Origin of the sequence: Pedobacter sp. UYP30 (genome assembly GCF_040547165.1) — a bacterium.
Taxonomy (GTDB): Bacteria; Bacteroidota; Bacteroidia; order Sphingobacteriales; family Sphingobacteriaceae; genus Pedobacter.
Genome location: NZ_JBEPPD010000001.1, coordinates 333675 through 353515, shown reverse-complemented (window position 1 = coordinate 353515; position 19841 = coordinate 333675). Strand labels below are relative to the sequence as shown.

At 38.0% G+C, this 19841-nt stretch carries 21 protein-coding genes and 1 tRNA gene; 12 read left to right on the top strand and 10 right to left on the bottom strand.

The window, feature by feature from the left end; translation table 11 throughout:
- Nucleotides 1-7: 7 nt before the first annotated feature.
- Nucleotides 8-475 (bottom strand): TlpA disulfide reductase family protein, encoded by a 468-nt coding sequence (locus ABIB40_RS01625; RefSeq protein ID WP_354355272.1) that lies wholly within the window; start codon nt 473-475, stop codon nt 8-10.
- Nucleotides 476-536: 61 nt separating this feature from the next.
- Between ABIB40_RS01625 and ABIB40_RS01620 the strand changes: the two genes are divergently transcribed.
- Entirely contained in the window at nt 537-1220 is a 684-nt protein-coding gene (locus ABIB40_RS01620) for a TIGR04283 family arsenosugar biosynthesis glycosyltransferase (RefSeq protein ID WP_354355270.1), read from the top strand.
- Here ABIB40_RS01620 and ABIB40_RS01615 read toward each other — a convergent pair.
- The 4 genes from ABIB40_RS01615 to ABIB40_RS01600 are packed head-to-tail and all read right to left on the bottom strand — an operon-like array spanning nt 1217 to nt 4003.
- Nucleotides 1217-1831 (bottom strand): TIGR04282 family arsenosugar biosynthesis glycosyltransferase, encoded by a 615-nt coding sequence (locus ABIB40_RS01615; protein ID WP_354355268.1) that lies wholly within the window; start codon nt 1829-1831, stop codon nt 1217-1219. The two genes, ABIB40_RS01620 and ABIB40_RS01615, sit on opposite strands and share 4 nt — an antisense overlap.
- A 1-nt stretch (nt 1832) precedes the next feature.
- Nucleotides 1833-2882, bottom strand: a complete 1050-nt coding sequence (gene arsS, locus ABIB40_RS01610) for an arsenosugar biosynthesis radical SAM (seleno)protein ArsS (protein WP_354355266.1) — start codon at nt 2880-2882, stop codon at nt 1833-1835.
- The gene (locus tag ABIB40_RS01605; protein ID WP_354355264.1) at nt 2883-3218 is read right to left on the bottom strand and encodes an arsenosugar biosynthesis-associated peroxidase-like protein; all 336 of its coding nucleotides are present in this window, start codon (nt 3216-3218) and stop codon (nt 2883-2885) included. It abuts the gene before it with no gap.
- Between the two features lie 8 nt (nt 3219-3226).
- Nucleotides 3227-4003, bottom strand: coding sequence for a DUF547 domain-containing protein (locus ABIB40_RS01600; RefSeq protein WP_354355262.1), 777 nt, complete (start codon nt 4001-4003; stop codon nt 3227-3229).
- A 416-nt stretch (nt 4004-4419) separates the two neighbouring features.
- Between ABIB40_RS01600 and ABIB40_RS01595 the strand changes: the two genes are divergently transcribed.
- Genes ABIB40_RS01595 through ABIB40_RS01585 form a run of 3 tightly spaced genes read left to right on the top strand, consistent with a single transcriptional unit; the run spans nt 4420 to nt 8106 of the window.
- Nucleotides 4420-7128: a PQQ-dependent sugar dehydrogenase gene (locus ABIB40_RS01595; RefSeq protein WP_354355260.1), complete on the top strand. Its 2709-nt coding sequence runs from the start codon at nt 4420-4422 to the stop codon at nt 7126-7128.
- 21 nt (nt 7129-7149) lie between these two features.
- Complete coding sequence (locus ABIB40_RS01590; RefSeq protein ID WP_354355258.1) at nt 7150-7785, top strand: HAD family hydrolase; 636 nt, start codon at nt 7150-7152, stop codon at nt 7783-7785.
- Nucleotides 7786-7788: 3 nt separating this feature from the next.
- Nucleotides 7789-8106: an Mpo1-like protein gene (locus ABIB40_RS01585; RefSeq protein WP_354355256.1), complete on the top strand. Its 318-nt coding sequence runs from the start codon at nt 7789-7791 to the stop codon at nt 8104-8106.
- A 19-nt stretch (nt 8107-8125) separates the two neighbouring features.
- On the opposite strand, the gene ABIB40_RS01580 is transcribed toward ABIB40_RS01585, so the two are convergent.
- Both ABIB40_RS01580 and ABIB40_RS01575 read right to left on the bottom strand, forming a co-directional pair.
- The gene (locus ABIB40_RS01580; RefSeq protein WP_354355254.1) at nt 8126-8890 is read right to left on the bottom strand and encodes a Fic family protein; all 765 of its coding nucleotides are present in this window, start codon (nt 8888-8890) and stop codon (nt 8126-8128) included.
- 59 nt (nt 8891-8949) lie between these two features.
- Nucleotides 8950-10137 carry a proline dehydrogenase family protein gene (locus tag ABIB40_RS01575; RefSeq protein ID WP_354355252.1) on the bottom strand — a complete coding sequence of 396 codons (1188 nt, stop codon included), beginning with the start codon at nt 10135-10137 and terminating at the stop codon, nt 8950-8952.
- 93 nt (nt 10138-10230) lie between these two features.
- On the opposite strand from ABIB40_RS01575, the gene ABIB40_RS01570 reads away from it, so the two are divergent.
- From ABIB40_RS01570 to ABIB40_RS01535, 8 genes are all read left to right on the top strand, one after another.
- Entirely contained in the window at nt 10231-10437 is a 207-nt protein-coding gene (locus ABIB40_RS01570) for an RNA-binding S4 domain-containing protein (protein ID WP_354355512.1), read from the top strand.
- A complete protein-coding gene (gene aroB, locus ABIB40_RS01565) occupies nt 10437-11507 on the top strand; it encodes a 3-dehydroquinate synthase (RefSeq protein WP_354355250.1) in 1071 nt (356 codons plus the stop codon). Before ABIB40_RS01570 ends, aroB begins: the two co-directional genes overlap by 1 nt.
- Nucleotides 11504-12409, top strand: coding sequence for a sterol desaturase family protein (locus tag ABIB40_RS01560; RefSeq protein ID WP_354355248.1), 906 nt, complete (start codon nt 11504-11506; stop codon nt 12407-12409). The genes aroB and ABIB40_RS01560 overlap by 4 nt, the downstream gene beginning before the upstream one ends.
- 325 nt (nt 12410-12734) lie before the next feature.
- Complete coding sequence (locus tag ABIB40_RS01555) at nt 12735-13568, top strand: prephenate dehydratase (protein WP_354355246.1); 834 nt, start codon at nt 12735-12737, stop codon at nt 13566-13568.
- An 86-nt stretch (nt 13569-13654) separates the two neighbouring features.
- Complete coding sequence (locus ABIB40_RS01550) at nt 13655-14794, top strand: chorismate mutase (RefSeq protein ID WP_354355244.1); 1140 nt, start codon at nt 13655-13657, stop codon at nt 14792-14794.
- 88 nt (nt 14795-14882) lie between these two features.
- Nucleotides 14883-16181: a 3-phosphoshikimate 1-carboxyvinyltransferase gene (gene aroA / locus ABIB40_RS01545; RefSeq protein ID WP_354355242.1), complete on the top strand. Its 1299-nt coding sequence runs from the start codon at nt 14883-14885 to the stop codon at nt 16179-16181.
- A 135-nt stretch (nt 16182-16316) separates the two neighbouring features.
- Nucleotides 16317-17417, top strand: a complete 1101-nt coding sequence (gene aroC / locus ABIB40_RS01540) for a chorismate synthase (RefSeq protein ID WP_354355240.1) — start codon at nt 16317-16319, stop codon at nt 17415-17417.
- A 113-nt stretch (nt 17418-17530) separates the two neighbouring features.
- Nucleotides 17531-18271 (top strand): LytR/AlgR family response regulator transcription factor, encoded by a 741-nt coding sequence (locus ABIB40_RS01535; RefSeq protein ID WP_354355238.1) that lies wholly within the window; start codon nt 17531-17533, stop codon nt 18269-18271.
- A gap of 305 nt (nt 18272-18576) precedes the next feature.
- Here the strand turns inward: ABIB40_RS01535 and ABIB40_RS01530 are convergent.
- From ABIB40_RS01530 to ABIB40_RS01520, 3 genes are all read right to left on the bottom strand, one after another.
- A tRNA-Leu gene (locus tag ABIB40_RS01530) sits at nt 18577-18660 on the bottom strand.
- 52 nt (nt 18661-18712) lie between these two features.
- Nucleotides 18713-19477 carry an MBL fold metallo-hydrolase gene (locus ABIB40_RS01525; RefSeq protein ID WP_354355236.1) on the bottom strand — a complete coding sequence of 255 codons (765 nt, stop codon included), beginning with the start codon at nt 19475-19477 and terminating at the stop codon, nt 18713-18715.
- A gap of 28 nt (nt 19478-19505) precedes the next feature.
- Nucleotides 19506-19778 carry a hypothetical protein gene (locus ABIB40_RS01520; protein ID WP_354355234.1) on the bottom strand — a complete coding sequence of 91 codons (273 nt, stop codon included), beginning with the start codon at nt 19776-19778 and terminating at the stop codon, nt 19506-19508.
- Nucleotides 19779-19841: the final 63 nt, after the last annotated feature.

Sequence of the window (19841 nt, the reverse complement as noted above, 5' to 3'; positions counted from 1 at the left end):
AATTAACCTATTTGGTTGCCGTAAGCAGTTCCTCGTACGTAAAAGGCTTGTTTTGAAAATCCCTTCTCCCCTTCTTTGTATTTACAATGAGCGTAGCTGGTAAAGCTCCACTCCAATTTGCATCTATTTTTTGGGCAAAACTTCCGGGTGTTTCGTCTAGCACATAAATTTCTCCAGTTAAATTATGGATTTTTACAAATTGCTTTACAGAACTTTCTACCTTAGATTTTAAGTCGGTGCTAACAAGCAGCACCTTTACTTTTTTGCTGGATGTAGCCGATTTTAACTGCTCGAATGCCGGCAGCTCTTTAACACAGGGTTTGCACCAGCTCGCCCAAAAATTTATAACAAAAGTGGTATCTCCACCCGCTTTTAACCTGTTTTCTAGAGAAGATAATTTAATCAGTTTTACTTGAGCGTTCGCTCCAAATCCCATAAGAATCAATGCCATAAGGGCAATCCATTTATTTTTCATAATTTCAACATCTTATATTAAAGGAACATACGTAAATAATTTCAGTTAGGATCTAAACGCGTTGATTAGTATCATCATTCCAACTTATAACGAGCAGAACGAGCTACCTAAATTGTTGCAGCATCTGAAAAACTGTGCCGAAAATTTTGCAGAAGTTATTGTTGTAGATGCTGGCAGTACAGATGGCACGAATAAGTTGGCAGCAGATTACGGCGTTCTTTTGTTGCGCTGTCCTCAAAAAGGCCGTGCGATCCAAATGAATTATGGAGCGGCCAGAGCAACAGGAGAAATTTTATATTTTGTACATGCTGATACATTTCCTGTAAAAACTTTCATTAACGACATTTATTTAGCAGTAAGAAATGGGTTTGACCTGGGTAGATATTGTTCGACATACCAAAGCAAAAGTTTACTATTAAAGTTAAATGCGCTATTAAGTAATTTCGACACTGTTGCCGGAATGGGTGGTGACCAGACTTTATTTATTACTAAAAAGCATTTTGATGCATGCGGTGGCTTCAATTCAGAAATGAAAATTATGGAAGAGTTCGAGTTTTGTAAGCGGGCAAGAAAGGAAGGCAAATATAAAATCATTCGGAAAGCGGTTTCCATTTCGGCAAGGAAATACGAAAAGAACAGCTGGTTAACAGTGCAAAAGGCAAATTTTAAGGTTTTTAAAATGTATGCAGCCGGAGCCAAGCAAGATGATCTTGTTTCTACTTATCGCAATATGCTAAAGCGCTAATCTATTTGCATTCCGCTCGCCACTAAGTCATCAAACTCATCTACATCAAAAAGTGCTTGTAATTGCACAACCTTTAAATCCAATTTCTCCGCATCCTGTAAAGTCTGCGCAGCAACAGAGTCTGTACTCCAAGTTTTATTTTCAAATAATACAGAGTATAATTTACTCATTCCCAATAAATAGTAGCCGCCATCTACCGCAGGGCCTAATACTAAATCACTTTCATCAAGTAGTTTAATTGCTTGTTCTATTGCTTTGCTAGTTAATTGATAGCAATCGCTGCCGATGATGAGTACTTGTTTAAAACCTTGCTCAAACAGAAAAGAAAATGCATTTTTCATTCTCTCGCCCAAATCCGTGCCTTTCTGCTTACACTTCCAATAACCCTTTTCGCTCCATAAATCATTTTCTTGAATCTCTTCTGTATAGAAAACAAATTTTGCAGCATCAATGGATTTCGTAATTTCTAAGGTATGTTGCAACAGTTTGGTGTACACTTGCAACGCTTTCTCATTGCCGATAGATTTAGCCAAACGAGTTTTTACCTTACCCAATTCTGGGTGTCTAACAAAAATAATTATGGCAACGGATTTTTGAGATAAATTGTCCATTCTATTCTGCAACTGTTCCTCCACAACTAGACCCAGAGCCTGCTGTGCAACCATAACAATGCTGACCTAAAATAATTTCTCTATTATTTAAAAGTTCTATATCAAAATCTTTTAAGTGTTGCGAGGTTTTAGCATTAACTTTTAAATCGAGCATTTGGTTAAAATCACAATCAAACAAATATCCATCCCAACCAACTGATATAGTATTTCTACACATTACATTTGCAACCGTAGCAGGATTGTAGGCGTTTATCAATTTCTCCATATACGCATCGTAATTGCCTGTGGAAAGCAAGTAATCTAAAAACCTGCTGATAGGCAGATTGGTAATGGCAAACAGTTCGTTAAACACAATTCCATAAGTTTTTAATAGCTCTGTTTTAAATTCCTTTTGTAGCGCCAGTTGCGACGGAGGTAAAAAAGCACCCGCAGGATTATAAACTAAGTTTAGCGTCAAATCGGTATCTGGTTTCCCGTAACCAACTCCGTTTAACATTTGCAAAGCTTTGATAGAATCCTTAAAAACACCATCGCCACGTTGCCTATCGGTACGATCTTGGGTAAAACTTGGTAGAGATGAGACAACTTCTATCTGATGGAGTTTAAAAAATTCTGGCAAGTCGTGAAAACGCTTATTGGCTAAAATGATGGTCAAATTGCATCTAACAATAATATGTTTGCCCAACTTTCTAATTTCCTCTACAAACCATCTAAAGTTGGGGTTAAGTTCTGGCGCGCCGCCTGTTAAGTCTACTATTTTAATGTCTTCATGTGCCAAAACTTGCAAACAAAGTTCCATCACTTCTCTTGTCATAATCTCCTTACGATCTGGCCCAGCGTCTACATGGCAATGTTTGCAAACTTGGTTGCACATTTTCCCCATATTTATCTGGAAAATTTCTACTCCAGTCGCTTTTAAAGGTAACATTCCAATATTGTCAGCCTTCTTTTTAAAAGATTCGTGGAGATGCTCACCGGAGTCTTCTAAAATAGCCAACTGGTTTTCAGACTTTGACAAATGGTGTTGTAATACTTTCAGAGATTTGATCATTTACATTCCTATTTCTTTAACCTTATTCATCATTTGTACGCCATGCACCAATACTGCACCACCCTTTATGGCAGCCGCAACATGCACGGCTTCCATCATTTGCCCTTCGCTATATCCTTTTTCATACGCATCGCTGCTGTAAGCGTCTATGCAATACGGGCATTGAACGGCGTGTGCTACCGCCAATGCAATTAAAGATTTTTCTTTAGCGGTTAATTCAGCGTCTTTAAAAACTTCGCCATAATAATCAAAAAATTTATCTGCCAATGGTTTTTGGTATTCGCCAATGTTACCAAACTTGCCTAAATCTTCTGAGTTGTAATAGTGGTTTGCCATTTAAGTTGTTATTTATAATTGTTTAAATATAGTGTCCAGTCGTAAGTTTTAAACGTAATTTTTGGCTTTGTTCCTTGCGGGATGATTTCATTCTTAGCCAAAATTTTCCTAATTCCACTCTTTCCTCCAAAATCTCCTCTAAACCAACCCATTAATGCAGGTACTTTAACTGTATTGGTAGATTTATCGTACTCGCACTCGCCGTTAAGGTAAGTTTTTACAGCGACATTAAGTTGGCTGTTTAGATTGTTTGGTTCATAAAAAGCTATCGGCGGGCAACTTTTCGCTCCGCAATTTAAAGCAAAATGGATGCGGTAGTCTAATTTTTTAACCCGGTATTTTTTCTCCAGTTTAGATGGAAAGAGCTTGCCAAGATAACCTTCTGCCCACTTAACTTTAGAGTGCCGCAAAATGCCATGCTCTATAAAATCTAAACTCATTAAGCTACTTGCAATCTCTATTTGCTTGCTCGAAAAAAATGCACCTCTAGTTTTGTATTGATCTGGATTTTTAGAAAGAATTACTTGCGTAAATCCGTTGTAAATATTCAGCCAAAAAGCAATCTTTTTCGCATCGGTATCTAAATCAGCGGCAAGCATGTCTTCATCTAAATTTTTTAGCGTTGTTATGTACTGTGCCGTAGAATCACCCGTTCGGGCGGCATACAAAAAATCTTGAGAAGTTTTAACAGGATTTTGCAGCGTTGAATCGCTTGTTTTCTCTTGTGAAAACGCTGATATGGAAATAACAATCAGACATAAAGCAGACAAGTAAATACCCCTCATGCCCAAATATACGTAAATAGGTCTTTAATAGACTTTTCAAATTGCCTCAGTAAATAGTGGTTGGCTTTGGCTTCGCAAAAGAAATAGCGTAATATCTTCAAAATATGTTAGCAAGAATTTGGACGCTTTAATCCCGAATCAAAATCGGGACAGGCTCGCCTTCCACTATGTTTTTTGGGCAACAGAGCCCAAAAAGATGCCGTTACAGTCGTTAGCGCTCGCATAGCGTTTAAAAATTAACAAAATTACCAAAGCAGAAACAAAATTTAAGCTTTTGCTAAAACGTCAAGTTCCGTATTACTAGCAAACTTCGCGTTAAACAGAACTAGCAACTTGCTGTTAATTAACCAAAAAATTTTTATGATTTCTTTTTTATATCCTATATTTACGCCCGTTCGACCATAACCATCCAAAACATGAAAAATATTTCCATATTTCTGTTCTCTATCATTACACTAACCCTGCTGTGGTTTTTTCGCATGTCTAATTATTCTGCCACGGCGAATAGCTTAAATAATTCTAAAGTAGAATTGAAGATAGACACCCCCGATCAAGATAGATTTGTTAAAACCACATTGGTAAAGGGAAAATTTACAGAACCGACGGAGATTGCAGTCTTGCCCAATTACGATGTGTTGGTGGCACAGCGAAGAGGTGAGCTTTTGCTTTATAAAAACAAAACTAAAGCTTTAAACCAAGTTGGAAAATTAGATGTCTATTGGAAAGCAACTGTTCCAAACGTTAACGCAGAAGAAGGGCTATTAGGCATAGCTGCAGACCCTCAATTTTCGACCAATCATTTCATTTATCTTTTCTACAGTCCAAAAAGTAAGTCGGTTAATCGTTTGTCTCGCTTTAAAATGGTAAACGATAAATTAGACTTATCATCAGAAAAAATTGTATTAGAATTTTATTCTCAACGAAATATTTGTTGCCATACCGGTGGTTCCATTGCGTTCGGTAAAGACAACGTGCTATTTGTTTCTGCCGGAGACAATTCAACTCCTTTCGATCAAGAAAATTCTACTTATAAAAATAATGGTTACGCGCCATTAGACAGTAGAAAAGGTTTCGAGCAATATGATTCCCGACGCTCTGCCGGGAATACCAATGATTTAAGAGGCAAAATTTTACGAATAAAAATGAACGTTGATGGGACCTACAGCATACCAGAAGGCAATCTTTTTCCGAAGGGAACAGCGAAAACACGTCCAGAAATCTATGTAATGGGAGACAGAAATCCATATAGGATAGCTGTAGACAAAACCACGGGTTATTTGTACTGGGGAGAAGTTGGACCCGATGCCAATGCCAACGATTCTTTACGTGGGCCAATGGGTTATGATGAGGTAAACCAGGCAAGAAAAGCGGGGAACTTTGGTTGGCCACTAATTATTGCGAACAACTATCCATATCGAGCTTTCGATTATACCACAGGCAAAAGTGGAGCTTACTTTGATCCCGCAAAGCCAATAAACAATTCGCCTAACAATACCGGGCTTACCGAACTACCCGCCGCACAACCTGCTTTTATCTGGTATCCTTACGGCGATTCTAAAGAGTTTCCAGAGCTAGGCGCTGGTGGCAGAACAGCAATGGCTGGGCCGGTTTATTATTCAAAACCAGGCGCTTCTCCCTACCCTAACTACTATAATGGCAAACTGCTTATCTACGATTGGGTACGTGGATGGGTTAAAGCGGTAACAATGGCGCCAAACGGTGATTATGTTGGCATGGAGCCGTTTATGGGCAATATGTCGTTATCTGCGCCAATAGATATGGAGCAAGGTCCAGACGGAAAAATATACGTTTTGGAATATGGAAAAGGATGGTTTGCGAGCAATCCTGATGCAGCACTTGTTCGTATAGACTATTTAAAAGGCAATCGCCCGCCAGTAGTTGGCGATCTTACAATTGCCAAGCCCGGCGGCTTGTTGCCTTACAAATTAAATGCTACAGTAAAAGCAAAAGACCCCGATGGCGATGCACTAACCTATGTATGGAATTTGGGCAATGGCATTAAGAAAACCACTACAACCCCTTCGTTAACGTACAGCTACACCAAGGTTGGAGAATACCCTGTAAGTGTTACGGTAATGGACCCATTAAAAGCAAGTTCAAAAAGCAACACCATTAAGGTTTTTGCTGGCAACGAATATCCAAATGTGGCGATAGATTTAGCTGGCAACAAAAGTTTTTATTTTGCCGATAAACCAATAGACTATAGCGTAGTAGTTACCGATAAGGGCGCTACAGTAGATAAAAGCAAAATATTTGTATCTAAAAGTTATGTAGACGGTTTTGATATGGCCGGTGCACAATTAGGCCATCAGCAGGCGGCCAAAGCCATGATCGGAAAAGCATTAATGCTCAAATCAGATTGTGGTACATGCCATAAAGAGACCACCACATCTATAGGCCCAGCATTTATTAAGGTAGCCCAAAAATACAAGGGTGATGCCAAGGCAGTAGAGTATTTAACTAATAAAATTAAAAAAGGCGGTGCTGGTGTTTGGGGAGAAGTTCCTATGCCTGCACATCCTACAATGAAGGACGCAGATTTAAAGGAAATAGCCAAATGGGTATTAAGCTTGGACGATCAAAAATCGGTTGCGCCATCATTGCCTTTAAAAGGACAGCTTGAGGCAAAAGTTCCTAGTAATAAGAAGAATACGGTTTTAAGCCTAAAAGCAAGTTATACCGATAATGGAGCCGCAGGATTAGCGCCTCTAAGCAGTACCTATGTATTGAATTTAAGAAATAGCACAATTGAGTCAAGCGACATAAAGGAATTTAATAATTTCGACCTGAAAGAAATGGCACAAAGCCAGGTGCTTCAACTCAGCAAAACAGAAGGTTGGCTAAAATTGAAAAATGTTGATCTAACAAATATTAAATCGTTAAGCATAGCTTATGAGAACTTTGTAGATGGATCTATACAAACCGAAATTAGGTTAGATGATGTTAATGGAACGGTTGTTGGCAGTACCAATGGAAATATCATTAACATAAATAAAATAACAGATGGTAAATTCCATACACTTTTTATAGTGTTCAAGCAGCTTTCTATAAATGCTGATAAATCCAAAGTATCAATTAAATCTGTGAAGTTTGAATCTCTATAATTTAAGGTAAGAATGCTTTAAATGCAAAAAATAAAAAACGTAATATTCGATTTCGGTAACGTTATCTTCGAGATAGATTTTAAAAAGGCACAGCAATCTTTTGCTGATTTAGGAGTAACCAATGTCGATGATTTTTTTGCGCACAAAGGTCACACAACCCTTTTTGACGACTTAGAAACAGCAAAAATTTCTCCTGCTGAATTTAGAGCGGGAATTAGAGAGAAAGCCAATACGCCCAATCTAAGCGATGCGCAAATAGACCAAGCTTGGAACAATTTGCTTATTGGCTCATTCGAAGAGAACCACAGGGTGCTGCTAAAGATGGGCGAAAAGTACCGTACATTTTTACTAAGCAACAGCAATGTAATTCATTACGATTGGATTATGGATTACATAAAAAAAGAATTTCATCTAGAAAATTACGATGAGTATTTTGAGAAGGTATATTTTTCTCAACAGCTGAAATTAAGAAAGCCAAACAGAGAAATTTTCGAATACGTTTTAAAAGAAAATAATTTATTGCCTGCCGAAACGCTATTTATAGATGATAGTCCACAACATTTAGAGGGCGCAAAGAAGTTGGGTTTACAAACTTTGCTAATGACCGAACATCCATCTAAGCTCGGCAGCTTTTTAAAATTGAAGGGTTTACTTTAATTTATGGCAGCGCAACAATATAAATCTTTAAAGGAATTTTATCCTTTCTACCTCTCTCAACATACAAATACAGCTTCCAGAACTTTACACTTTATCGGTATCGGATTGGTATTGTTCTGTTTTTTTACCGGTTTCCTCTTCCACGATTTTCGGTTCTTTTTAGTCACGCCCGTTATCGGCTACGGTTTTGCATGGGTTGGCCACTATTTTTTCGAAAAAAACAAACCTGCAACTTTTAAATATCCCGGTTACAGTTTAGCAAGCGATTTTATCTTATTCTATGATCTGTTAACAGGAAAGCAGAGTTTTAAGGCAAAATAAGTAGGTGTTTTTTTTGGTATTATTTGTTAATTAGAGACTGCGGCAACATCAATAAAAATGGTAATCCATTGTTAAAATTCAGTTCTTGATATTCGATGCCTAACCGTTTAAGGTTTTTATAGTAAGCTTGATGGTGCAAGTAATACATTTTCTCGCATTGAATAAACCAGGCTTTTTCTCCAATTTTCTCGGCGATAAACCACTTTTCAATTAGTCTTGCGCATCTCCCATTGCCATCAGACCAAGGGTGGATTTTAACAAATACTAAGTGGATCATTGCAGCGTAAAAGAAAATCTCTTCAATCGATAATCGAACTCCTACCAATAACCGAATATCTTCAAAAAAAGCATTCATTTCTGTAGCTACGATTTGAGGTCTTGCAGCTACATAGTCTATTTTTCCATCTTCTGATGCCACGTACATATTTTGGGAACGATATTTTCCCTGCCAAGTGGCTGAAACTAAATGTTTGCTTAAAAGTTTATGCGCTTCTTTGACATTATTTTCGTTCAACTCGCTTTGTTGTGCGAAGATATAGGCGTAATAAAGGTCATCTATTTTCTTAGTATAATCAGGCAAAAAAGGTATTCCATCTCGTTTATGCTTGATGTAACTATCCAATTCTATCTTTTCTCCTTCAATTTTACTACTAAAAACAGCTGCTACAGAAGTGTAAAAACTAAATTTTGGCGTAGATAATTCAGCTTCGTACAATTGATCAAATGCGCACTGCAAATTCTTGGCAACGGCTAATAAATATTCGCTTAAAAGATCTGTAGACAAAATTTTTAGTTCTATATTTTTTTTGTAAATCCTCCCTGTACAAATCGACTGTTAATCCCCTAGTCTAGTTTCCTGCGCTGTAGTTCTCTTTCTATCAAAGCCAACTCTCTGCCTGTTTGGCCTGCAACCGAGGTGTTTTCTTGCGCTCTCCTAAACAAATAAGGCATTACGCTTTTAATTGGGCCGTAAGGAACGTACTTGGCCACATTATAATCGGCGTCTGCTAAATTGAAACTTAAATTATCGCTCATTCCCAACAGCTGAGAAAAATATACATTTGGATGGTTGTGTCTGATTTCTTTCTCATCCAAAAGGTAGGTAAGCAACCGACAGCTTTCTTCGTTATGAGTGCCACAAACTAGCGCAATTTCTTCTACATAATCAGTACAGTAACGCAAAGCGGCATCAAAATCATTATCTGTTCCCGCTTTATCTGGCTGAACCAAACTCGGTACGCCTAATGAAACTGCCCTTGCTCTCTCCTTCTCCATGTATGCGCCCCGAACAATTTTAGCCCCTAAAATAAAACCTGCAGCCCTTGCAATGAGGTGATCTGCCTGCATATCGGCCAGCTTGTCTACCCTATACATTTGGTAAGTGTTGTACACAATTAACCGTTCCTTATTGTATTTGCGCATCATGTCTAGCGCCAAGTCATCTATACATTCTTGTATCCAACTTTCTTCGGCATCAATCATTACCGGCTCAATTCTATCAAAAGCGGCTTTACAGATAGCTTCACAACGTTCCTGCACCTTTGCAAATTCAGTTTTTTCATCAGCGCTTAATGTTTCTTTAGCTTGTATTTTTTCTAATAATGCAAAACGGCCAATGCCGGTAATTTTAAAAACCGTTATTGGTAAGCGCTTGTCTCCATCAGCCCGAAAAACAGTTCGTAAAATCTCGTCGCGGGTTTCGTCGAATATTTCCTCTTTCTCCTCTCCTTCTACCGAATAATCTAATATAGTACCTACGTTTGCTTTTGCCAATTGGTTTATGGCCTTCTCGCATTCTGCAATTGTTTCTCCACCACAAAACTGACTAAATATAGTACTTCTGATCGCTGCCTTAATAGGTAAACCGACATTTAGAAAAAAATTGGTGATTGATGGGCCTATTGTCGATAAAAAATTATTTCCGATAACTTTAAACAGCCAATAGGCTTTTTTTAACTCCGGATTTGTTTTATTGCGGAACGCTATCTCGGTATTGTCGAAATTTGGGTGCTTGGGTTGAATGGATTCCATGTATCGGAAATAAAAGTCAGTGGTATGCAAAATTATAAAAAGCTTTGGTTGTTAAAACCACAAAAACATTAATTTATGTATTTTTGCAAGCAAATGATAGAGTTTAAGTTAGAAGGCGAGTTTATTCCACTTATTCAGCTTTTAAAAGCTACCGGATTGGTAAGCAGTGGAGGCGAAGCACAAACCATGGTAAGTGCTGGCCTTGTAAAATACAACGATGAAGTCGACTATAGAAAACGCCTCAAAGTAAAAACCGGCGATGTAGTAGTATTCGGCGAACACACCATAAAAGTAATTTGATGACCCCTTTAGAAACCTTAGATAGCGCCGGACACAAGATTTTTTTTCAAACTCGATTAAAAGAGTTGACTTCGCTACTCGAAGCGCAAAAATACAGCAAAGTATTTCTGCTAACCGATGAGCATACAAGTGTAAAATGCCTGCCTGTTTTGCAAGAAATGCTGGCCAATTTTGAAGACTTTGACCTAATAGAAACCTCGGCCGGAGAAGAAAACAAAACCATAGATTTTTGTATAGGCATTTGGAAGACTTTATTAGATTTTGGGGCCGACCGTAAAAGTTTGATGATCAATCTTGGCGGCGGCGTGGTTACCGATATGGGAGGTTTTATTGCCTCCACTTACAAACGCGGAATAGATTTTATAAACATCCCTACCACCCTACTTTCTATGGTAGATGCATCTGTTGGGGGTAAAACCGGAATAGATGTAGACGCTGCAAAAAACATGGTTGGCACTTTTAGTTTGCCTCAAATGGTTTTCATAGAGCCAGAATTTTTGCACACACTACCAGAGCGAGAGCTTTTATCTGGCTTTGCAGAAATGATTAAACATGGTTTAATAGCAGATAAAGACTTCTTCTATAAGTTGATAAAAAGCGATTATCGTACACCTCTTCCCGAAGACATTTATCATTCGGTGAAGATAAAAAACGATGTGGTTACAGAAGATCCGAAAGAAAAAAATATTAGGAAAATCTTAAATTTTGGACACACGATCGGCCATGCCGTAGAAAGTTATTCTTTATTGCATGATGAATCACCTCTAACTCATGGCGAGGCTATTGCAATAGGCTTTGTTTGCGAAGCTGCACTTTCTGTAAATAACAGCAACCTTCCTAAAAATGAGCTAAAAGAAATAGCAGATTATATTACTTCAATTTATCCCAACTACAAAATTAAGGAGGAAACTTTTGAAGAACTCTATTTGCTGATGCAGAGCGATAAAAAAAATGAAGATGGAAATATTCTTTTCTCGCTTTTAGAAAACATTGGCCATTGCACCTATAACTGTCGCGTAAATAAGAAAGACGTTTTTAGCGCATTAAAATATTACAACACGCTATCATGATATTTTCTAGTGGCGACATAACTGTAGGATTTCTATTTGGTTTTGTGGTGGTGCTTACATTCGTAGAAATGTATGTTAGCTACGTGCATGATAGAAAACTTTATGCGAAGCGAGACACATGGACTAACGTTTATTTGATGGTTTCTGCAATCGTGGTCAACTTAATCATGAAAACGGCTACGTTCTTTTTGTTAGACTACTGCTACCAATTTAAACTGTTTCAAATACAAAATATTTGGTTATACTGGATTGTGTTGGTATTGGCGCAAGATTTTTTATATTGGTTTTTACACAGCGTTGGACATTATGTTCGGTTTTTTTGGGCGATGCATGTTACGCACCACTCCTCAGAGCACTTTAATTTAACTACTGGCTTTCGATCTACAGTATTCGAGCCGTTTTACCGTGTATTCTTTTACCTGCCCTTGGCGTTTATGGGCTTTACAGCGATAGATATTTTATTTGCTTACCTGGTTACCCAAATTTATGGCAACTTGGTGCATACACGCACGGTTGGTAAGCTTCACCCTTGGTTTGAATATGTCTTTGTAACGCCTTCACATCACCGCGTGCATCATGCACACAATGTGCGCTACCTCGATAAAAATATGGGTATGGTTTTAATTTTGTGGGACAGATGGTTTGGAACGTTTCAAGAAGAGTTGCCAGAAGACGAAGTTAAATATGGCCTAACCACACAGCCAGAAGATACTGGAGCTGTTAATATTATCTTTCACGAGTTTATTGCGCTTAAAGCGGATGTAAAAAAAGCGCCGACATTCGTTGATAAAGTAAAATACTTAGTAATGCCACCCGGATGGAGCCATGACGGAAGTACGAAAATTGCAAAAGTGATACAAAGAGAATTGCATGAAGCTGAGAACTTTAAAGGAGTTTCTTAGTTTGTGTACTAATTTTGCTGGGGCCAACTTCTTACTTGTTCGAGTTGAAAGGCGCATAAGGTCTTGTACTTTTATGCTGTGTTGCAATAAAATTACCACAAAATTAAATTCTGTTTAAAATAATTTAAAATTTCTATTGACAAATTAAATTTTGTTGCTACATTTGGCACATCAAATAAAGAGATGAAAAAATTTACAACATATTACTTTGGTTACTTTTACTATTTTAGTAAATGCCGGGGCTAATATGCAGAAAAATAGATAAAAATATTAACATGTATAAAAAGTCCTGGCACACAGCCAGGACTTTTTTGTTTTATAAACAATGGAACCAAAAAAACGCATAGCAATTCAAGGCATTAAGGCATCTTTTCACGAGGAAGCTGCCTATAAATTCTTTGGGAATGATATTGAAACCTTAGAATGCAATTCTTTTAAGGAAACCTGCGACAGGCTGGAAAGAAATGAAGCTGATTTTGTGGTTATGGCCATAGAGAATTCTATTGCTGGCAGCTTATTGCCTAATTACACGCTCATTAGAGATTATGGTTTCTCTGTGGTAGGCGAGATTTATTTGCCGATTCAATTGCATTTAATGGCATTGCCTGGAGTTAAATTCGAGGACATTAAAATTGTAACCTCACATCCGATAGCGATTAGACAATGTGTAGATTTCTTTTACGATTATCCAAATATAAAAATTGTAGAGAGCAGCGATACAGCTGCTTGTGCCAAACGAATTAAAGAAGAACAACTAAAAGATACCATGGCTATTGCCAACAGTTTAGCCGCTGAGCTTTACGGCCTAAATATTTTAGAACGTCGGGTAGAGTCTAACAAGAAAAACTTCACTAGGTTTCTCATTATTAAAAAGGACAAAACTGTCGAAGACAAAAAAATAAACAAAGCCTCTATTTGTTTTCAAGTAGGGCACAAAGTGGGATCTTTGGCTGCTGTGCTAAACCTTTTTGCCCAAGAAGAAGTAAGTTTAACAAAAATACAATCGATGCCAGTGTTGGGCAAGAGAAACGAATATTACTTCTATGTAGATTTAGAATGGCCAAATACAGAAAAATATGAAAAGGCCATTCGAAAGGTCGTTAAGTTTACCTCCAACTTTAATATTTTAGGCGAATATCAAAAAAACGATACAGTTTAACCTTCATCTCATTATAAATTACCAATAATAGCAAGTAAATAAAATAATTCACATCAAACTTTAAGAAAACCCAAAAATCCATCAATATGAAACTTAATTTAAACATCCAACCGCTAAACTCTTGGATAGACACTAAAAACGAACCACTTTTAATTTCTGGGCCGTGCAGTGCAGAAACTGAAGAACAATTGTTAACTACCGCCCATTTGCTTGCAGCTACTGGTAAAGTATCGGTTTTAAGAGCCGGAATTTGGAAGCCACGTACGCGTCCGGGCGAATTTGAAGGCATTGGTAGCATAGGTTTAGAGTGGTTAAACCGTGCAAAAAAAGAAACAGGATTGCCTATTGCTGTTGAGGTTGCAAATGCAAAGCATGTAGAAGAAGCGCTTGCCGCTGGCGTAGACATTCTTTGGATTGGTGCTCGTTCTACCGTTAACCCTTTTACCGTACAAGAAATAGCTGATGCATTACAAGGCCACGACGTCCCTGTATTGATTAAAAACCCTATTAACCCTGATCTACAACTTTGGATTGGCGCTATAGAACGGATTAACCGTGCTGGAATTACCAAAATTGGCGCAATACATCGTGGATTTTCTTCTTACGAAAAAACTTCTTTCCGTAATGAACCTATGTGGGAACTTGCCATTCAGTTGAAAACCCTTTGTCCTGAGTTACCGATTTTTAACGACCCAAGCCATATTTGTGGAAACCGCGAATTAATCCCCTACATCTCTCAAAAAGCTTTAGATTTAGATATGCAAGGCTTAATGATCGAGTCTCACGTAGATCCTACTGTGGCATGGACAGATGCTAAGCAACAACTTACTCCAGCGGCCTTGGTAGAACTTGTAGATAAATTAACTGTTAGAGAACCAGAATCTGCCAACGAAGATTTCAAAGATCATTTGACTACACTACGTGAGTCGATTGATAAAATTGATGATATATTGTTGCAGAAATTAGGCGAACGTATGGCTATTGTTGCAAAAATTGGCGAATACAAAAGAGATAACCAAGTTACTATTTTACAAGTAAACCGTTGGGATGCTATTATTAAAAAGGGAACTGCATTTGCGAAAGCGTTAAAGCTTGATGTTAATTTTACAGAGAAATTTTTGGAGCTTGTGCATGGCGAATCTATTAGAAGACAAACTGAGATTATGAACGCAAACAAGGCCGGAGAAGTAATCGCAGCTGAAAAGCACGTAGAAGTTAAAGCTTAAACGCCACATAAAGCGCTCAATTTTTATAAAGGGTGAACGTAAACTCACGTTTAAGCGCAGCCCCTTACCCTAAACCAGTAAAAAGTAAATGTCAAAAAACGCATTGGTATCTTTTAAAGGAACCAAACATATCAATACAGAAATTAACCTAACTGGCTCTAAAAGCGAATGTAACAGAGCATTGATTATTAGTGCATTGAGCAAAAGCTTGGTGAAAGTGGCGAATGTTTCTAACGCTGCAGACACGGTAACTTTAAATGGAATATTGAATAAACTTGAATCAAGCGATACCCAGTTGAACCAGGACGAAGTACAGGGAACCGAAAGTTATCAATTGGTTGATGTGGGGCCTGCGGGAACAGCCATGCGATTTTTATCTGCCTACCTTGCTGCCAAAAATGGAAACTTTTTGTTAACAGGTACCGAGCGTATGAAGCAACGTCCTATTGGGATCTTGGCAGAGGCATTGAAAACATTGGGTGCAAATATTTCTTATACCGAGAAAAACGGTTTCCCACCTTTGAGGATCTTTGGCCCATTTAATCAAAAAACAGATTTGGTAAAAGTGAAGGGCGATGTTAGCAGTCAGTATATTTCTGCGCTGCTAATGATTGCCCCAACCTTGGCCATGGGCTTAAGGCTAGAGATCGAAGGAGCGCTTACTTCTAAACCATATATAGATATGACGTTAGATATGCTTGCAGAGGTGGGAATAGCACACACTTGGGAAGGTAACATTATAGGCGTAAAGTCGCAAGCTTTTAAGGAAACAACTTTAACGATTGAGCCAGATTGGAGCGCTGCTTCTTATTGGTACAGCATTGCCGCACTTGCTGAAAAGGCAGAAATTAACTTGCCTGCTTTAAAACAAAAGAGTTTGCAAGGCGATAGCCAGATCAAGCAGATCATGAGAATTTTCGGCATAGCAACAACCAAAACTGATACAGGAATTTCTATAAATAAGTCAAAAGCACCTTTAGAGGCTTGCGGTGTATTAGATTTAAAAACTTGCCCAGATTTAGCCCAGACCATTGTGGTTTTAGCAGCTGCGCTAGGAAAAAATTTAACTTTTACGGGCTTGGAAACGCTCAAAATCAAGGAAACTGACCGAGTTTTGGCGCTTCAAACAGAACTGGCTAAAATTGGGGTAAAATTTATAGAAAAGGATTTAATGTACACGTTAAATTGCGATGATCTTCATTTTCCAGACAAAGTTAGCTTTGCAACTTATGAAGATCACAGAATGGCAATGGCCTTTGCTCCTCTCGCACTACTTATAGATGAGGTGGAAATTGAAGACATGCAAGTGGTAGAGAAATCTTATCCATACTTTTGGGAGGACTTAAAAAAGGCAGGATTTGAGGTAGAAAAAAAATGTGAGACATGAGATTTGAGACATCAGACTTTCTCCGTTAAAATCAAAAAAACAAGTAATGAGACAGTGAGCAGAATTTAGTACAATAAAAGTGGAAAAACTCAATTCTCAAATTTAAAAATCTAAAATCGTAAATCTAAAATAAATATGGCTGGCAACTCATTTGGACAAATATTTCGTATCAGCACTTTCGGCGAATCGCATGGTGTGGCTATAGGTGTTATTATTGATGGCTGTCCGCCGTTGCTAGATTTTGATCTTAATTTTATCCAATCAGAGTTGGATAAAAGGCGGCCTGGCCAATCTAAAATCACCACACAGCGTAAGGAAAGCGATACTGTTCAGGTATTATCTGGAGTTTTTGAAGGAAAGACAACTGGCACGCCTATCGCATTGCTTATTCCAAACGAAGATCAGCGCTCAAAAGATTACGGCCACAATGTGGATGTTTATCGACCAAGCCATGCAGATTATGTGTATGATGCAAAGTACGGGATTCGAGATCATCGCGGTGGTGGAAGATCTTCTGCAAGAGAAACTGCGGCTCGGGTAGCTGCTGGTGCGGTGGCAAAACTATTGTTAAAACAAAAAGGAATAGAAATTTTTGCTCATGTTACCTCTGTTGGTGTGTTAAATGCATCAGGGTTGCAGGGTAATGATTTATCGGCCTTGCTAAAAACGAGAGAAGAGAACATAGTACGTTGTGCAGATGCTGGCATTGCCGAAAAAATGATCGAATACATCGATGGAATTCGGAAAGATGGAGATACTGTTGGTGGCAAAATTAGCTGTATTATTAAGGGATGCCCCGCTGGTTTGGGCGAGCCAGTCTTCGACAAGCTGCATGCAGATCTTGGTAAGGCGATGTTGAGCATTAATGCCGTTCATGGTTTCGAATATGGTTCTGGCTTTGAGGGCAGCGAATGGAAAGGATCAGAACACAATGATATCCCATTGGCAAAATCGGCAGATGTACAAATTTTTGAGACAAAAACCAATAACGCTGGTGGAATTTTGGGTGGAATTTCCAACGGAATGGATATTAATTTTAAAGTTGCGTTTAAACCTGTTGCAACCATCATGCACAACCAACAGACCATTAATGCCGCGGGCGAATCTTCAGAAATTAAAGGGAAAGGTAGGCATGACCCATGTGTGGTACCAAGAGCGGTGGTAATTGTAGAAGCAATGGCGGCGTTGGTCATTGCAGATCATTTTCTTAGAAATTTGAGAGTGAAAATTAATTAAACAGACACAAAAACGACAATAATGTAGTGTATTTCAGATTTTAGGTTATCTTTAGCAAAGAGAATTTTTTATTTTTTGTGCTGTTAGATTCAGTATAACTTAAAGAATAGAAGATGTACAGATGTTTAATAGTAGATGATAATGAAATCGATCGGAACGTTCTAGAGATGCACGTTCGCAAAATAAGCGAATTAGGTTTGGCATCCGTCTGTTCTAGTAGTGTGCAGGCACTCCGCTTTTTGCTAAATAATAAAGTAGATATTGTTTTTTCGGATATACGGATGCCCGAATTGTCTGGCATAGAATTGTTAAGAAGTTTGCCAAATCCACCATTATTCATTTTTATAAGCAACTATAAAGAGTATGGATTAGATGCTTATAGCGTTAATGCAATAGATTATATAGAAAAACCCATTGTTTTTGATCGACTGTTGAAAGCAATACAAAAGGCCACCGATTACCTAAAACTTAAGGCAAAAGTAAAAGATATTTCTTCCCCGTTAAAAACAGAGGAGGACGATTATTTTTATTTTAAAGAACCAAGAGGAATTTCGAAGCTTAAATTTCATGATGTGATCTACATAGAAAGCAACGGGGATTTTTCTAAAATCTTTACCGGCACAGAACAACATGTTGTGTTAGTGAGTTTAAAAAACTTAGATCTACAGCTTCCCTCCCATCACTTTGTCAGAGTGCATAAACAGTACATCATCAATATAAATCATATTGTAACCCTTAGCACAAATAAATGCTATCTCGATTGTGATTTTTCAGTGCCCATTACAACCTCAAGCCGACAGTATTTGTTGGAAAACTCCATAGGCAGACATACCATATCTAGGTTTTTGAAATAAGACTAGAAATAAAGTTTTCCAAGAGTTTTGCAGAAACATCGTTTTAAAATTTAGTTCTTGGGTCTTTGTAATGGTATCCAGATTGAAACATTGTTTACTGTGAGTGTCTCTGCCATATTATGTTAGTTATAAAGAACATAAATATTTCCTTTCAAAAGAAAAGGTAAGCTAAGAATTTAATTGCTCTACCGAACGCGATATACATGGCTTTTAATTGCTGGTATAAGAAATTGAAAAATAATGGATTTCAGTTAAAAAAAGAAAGCCTAATAATTAAATTATTAGGCTTTAAAAAGATAATAATGTACCCGAGAGCAGATTCGAACTGCCACGCCGTTGCCAGCACCAGCCCCTCAAGCTGGCGCGTCTACCAATTTCGCCACCCGGGTAGGTGGGCGCAAATATAAATAAGTTTTTGTTATTGATAGAGATTTTTGAAACTTAAACTTCTATCGTTAAACCATCGTAGGCCAAAATAATGCCTTTCGGCAATTCTTTAGAAACTTCCTCGTGTAAACCCAAGTTGTGACTAATGTGCGTTAGGTATGTTTTCTCAGCACCAATTTCCTGTGCAAAATTTATGGCTTCTTGCAGGGTAAAATGTGAAATGTGTTTTGTTATTTGTAACGCATTCAACACCAAAACCTTTGTTCCTCTAATCTTTTCAATGGATGATGGAGAGATCGCTTTGGCATCTGTGATGTACGTAAAATCGCCAATTCTGTAACCAGTTATGGGTAATAAATGGTGCATTACCTCAAAGGGCATTATTGCCGTTTTACCAATATTAAAAGCTCGTCCGTCTACAATTGTATGAACGTTTATCTGCGGTAACCCGTGGTATCTAGTCTCTGCGAAGATGTAACTAAATTCTCGCTTTAGTGCCAATTGTACACGTTCGGTAGCATAAACATCTATTATCTTTTTTTGAAGATAGTTGAAAGGCCTAATGTCGTCTAATCCGGCGATGTGGTCTTTATGCTCGTGCGTAAACAATACCGCATCTATCGTTTGAACATTCGACCTCAGCATCTGGTATCTAAAATCTGGACCGCTATCGATTACGAAAGATTTATCTTCTGTTTGTATCAATACAGAAGTTCTAAGCCGATTGTCGTGCGGATCTTTGGATTTGCACACGTCGCAGGGGCAAGTTATTACCGGTACACCTTGCGAGGTTCCAGTACCTAAAAATGTTATTGTCATCAATTAAATTCTCCCATCTTTTCGAAGATTAAAACAGTTCGGTTTGCATTAATGATTGGTAAAACTGCTTTTGCTTCTCGTGCAAATTAACCTCGTTAAGCCCGCTTTGTTTTACGAGCATTGCAAGTGCATAAATTTTAACTTCTAAATTAGAGAATTTATTCACCACCACAATCTTATTGTGTTCCAATAAGCAAGATCCTGTTTTAAAGCTTCCTTTCTCATACCTAACTTTATAGCCCATAGCCAATAAAAGCAGCTCTAACTTCTCGAGCGTGTGTTTTGTAAGCGATAGAACCATGCTAACAAAGGTAACGATACCATTTTAAAGCGAATAATTTTTTCTAAAATCGTTTTTTGGCAT

Coding starts and splice junctions, on each gene's coding strand:
- ABIB40_RS01590 (WP_354355258.1), top strand. CDS start 7,150: ATGCAAAAAATAAAAAACGTAATATTCGATTTCGGTAACGTTATCTTC.
- ABIB40_RS01520 (WP_354355234.1), bottom strand. CDS start 19,778: ATGGTTCTATCGCTTACAAAACACACGCTCGAGAAGTTAGAGCTGCTT.
- aroA (WP_354355242.1), top strand. CDS start 14,883: ATGTCAAAAAACGCATTGGTATCTTTTAAAGGAACCAAACATATCAAT.
- ABIB40_RS01575 (WP_354355252.1), bottom strand. CDS start 10,137: ATGGAATCCATTCAACCCAAGCACCCAAATTTCGACAATACCGAGATA.
- ABIB40_RS01625 (WP_354355272.1), bottom strand. CDS start 475: ATGAAAAATAAATGGATTGCCCTTATGGCATTGATTCTTATGGGATTT.
- arsS (WP_354355266.1), bottom strand. CDS start 2,882: ATGATCAAATCTCTGAAAGTATTACAACACCATTTGTCAAAGTCTGAA.
- ABIB40_RS01555 (WP_354355246.1), top strand. CDS start 12,735: ATGGAACCAAAAAAACGCATAGCAATTCAAGGCATTAAGGCATCTTTT.
- ABIB40_RS01535 (WP_354355238.1), top strand. CDS start 17,531: ATGTACAGATGTTTAATAGTAGATGATAATGAAATCGATCGGAACGTT.
- ABIB40_RS01600 (WP_354355262.1), bottom strand. CDS start 4,003: ATGAGGGGTATTTACTTGTCTGCTTTATGTCTGATTGTTATTTCCATA.
- ABIB40_RS01550 (WP_354355244.1), top strand. CDS start 13,655: ATGAAACTTAATTTAAACATCCAACCGCTAAACTCTTGGATAGACACT.
- ABIB40_RS01570 (WP_354355512.1), top strand. CDS start 10,231: ATGATAGAGTTTAAGTTAGAAGGCGAGTTTATTCCACTTATTCAGCTT.
- ABIB40_RS01560 (WP_354355248.1), top strand. CDS start 11,504: ATGATATTTTCTAGTGGCGACATAACTGTAGGATTTCTATTTGGTTTT.
- ABIB40_RS01615 (WP_354355268.1), bottom strand. CDS start 1,831: ATGGACAATTTATCTCAAAAATCCGTTGCCATAATTATTTTTGTTAGA.
- ABIB40_RS01595 (WP_354355260.1), top strand. CDS start 4,420: ATGAAAAATATTTCCATATTTCTGTTCTCTATCATTACACTAACCCTG.
- aroC (WP_354355240.1), top strand. CDS start 16,317: ATGGCTGGCAACTCATTTGGACAAATATTTCGTATCAGCACTTTCGGC.
- aroB (WP_354355250.1), top strand. CDS start 10,437: ATGACCCCTTTAGAAACCTTAGATAGCGCCGGACACAAGATTTTTTTT.
- ABIB40_RS01585 (WP_354355256.1), top strand. CDS start 7,789: ATGGCAGCGCAACAATATAAATCTTTAAAGGAATTTTATCCTTTCTAC.
- ABIB40_RS01605 (WP_354355264.1), bottom strand. CDS start 3,218: ATGGCAAACCACTATTACAACTCAGAAGATTTAGGCAAGTTTGGTAAC.
- ABIB40_RS01525 (WP_354355236.1), bottom strand. CDS start 19,477: ATGACAATAACATTTTTAGGTACTGGAACCTCGCAAGGTGTACCGGTA.